The organism is Streptomyces sp. adm13(2018) (assembly GCF_008042145.1).
GTDB lineage: Bacteria > Actinomycetota > Actinomycetes > Streptomycetales > Streptomycetaceae > Streptomyces.
This window is the reverse complement of sequence record NZ_RDBH01000266.1, coordinates 1-761: the sequence shown is the minus strand read 5'-3', so window position 1 is coordinate 761 and position 761 is coordinate 1. Positions and strand designations below refer to the sequence as shown.

Here is a 761-nt window from a genome sequence, read left to right as displayed (position 1 = left end):
CCGCGCCGCCATCTCCGAGGCGCTCACCGCGCCCCCGTGCCCGTGGTCGTACGCCAGGTCCACCAGCAGCCCCACCCGCTGCGCCAGCTCCAGCACCCGCACCGCGCGCGCCGGGTAGCCGGGGGCCAGGACCTCCCGGCCCACCTCCGCCCGGGCCCGGTACGCCTCGCGGGCCGCGTCCGCCGCCGGACCCGAGGCCGCCACGTCCAGCCGCGTGAGGACCGCCGTGGCGTCCCGCAGCGCCTCCGCGAGCTCCCGCTCGGCCTCGCCGAGCGACGGCACGTCCGCCGGAGGCGCCTCCCGCACCGCGAGGCAGCGCCAGACCACCTCCACGTGGACGTCCCCCACGGGCCCCGCCTCCGAGACCTCCGGCACCAGGCCGTACGGCGCGCCGTGGCCCACCACCGCCTCCTCCGCCTCCAACGCGCGCGCGTTGAAGTCCGGCGGCCCGCTCAGCCCCAGCGGATGCCCCGGCGCGGGCAGCGCCACCCGCCACCCGGTCACCCCGAGCCGCCGCAGCCGGCCCAGCGCCAGCGTCAGCCCCACCGGCCGCGCCTCACGCGGCTGGACGTGGCGGCCTCGGGTCCGGCGGCGGACGCGGCCCGCGAGGCGTACCGGGCCAGCGCCACCCGCCACCCGGTCACCCCGAGCCGCCGCAGCCGGCCCAGCGCCAGCGTCAGCCCCACCGGCCGCGCCTCACGCGGCTGGACGTGGCGGCCTCGGGTCCGGCGGCGGACGCGGCCCGCGAGGCGTACCGGGCC

The 761-nt window shown here is 81.6% G+C and carries 1 protein-coding gene and 1 pseudogene; both read right to left on the bottom strand.

Annotated features, from left to right (window positions below; all coding sequences use genetic code 11):
• On the bottom strand, positions 1-546 hold a 546-nt coding region (locus EAO70_RS36425), incomplete at its 3' end, for a hypothetical protein (protein ID WP_148007061.1).
• Positions 537-761: pseudogene (locus tag EAO70_RS38390) on the bottom strand (hypothetical protein); the annotation flags it as partial. The gene EAO70_RS36425 and the pseudogene EAO70_RS38390, both read right to left, overlap by 10 nt.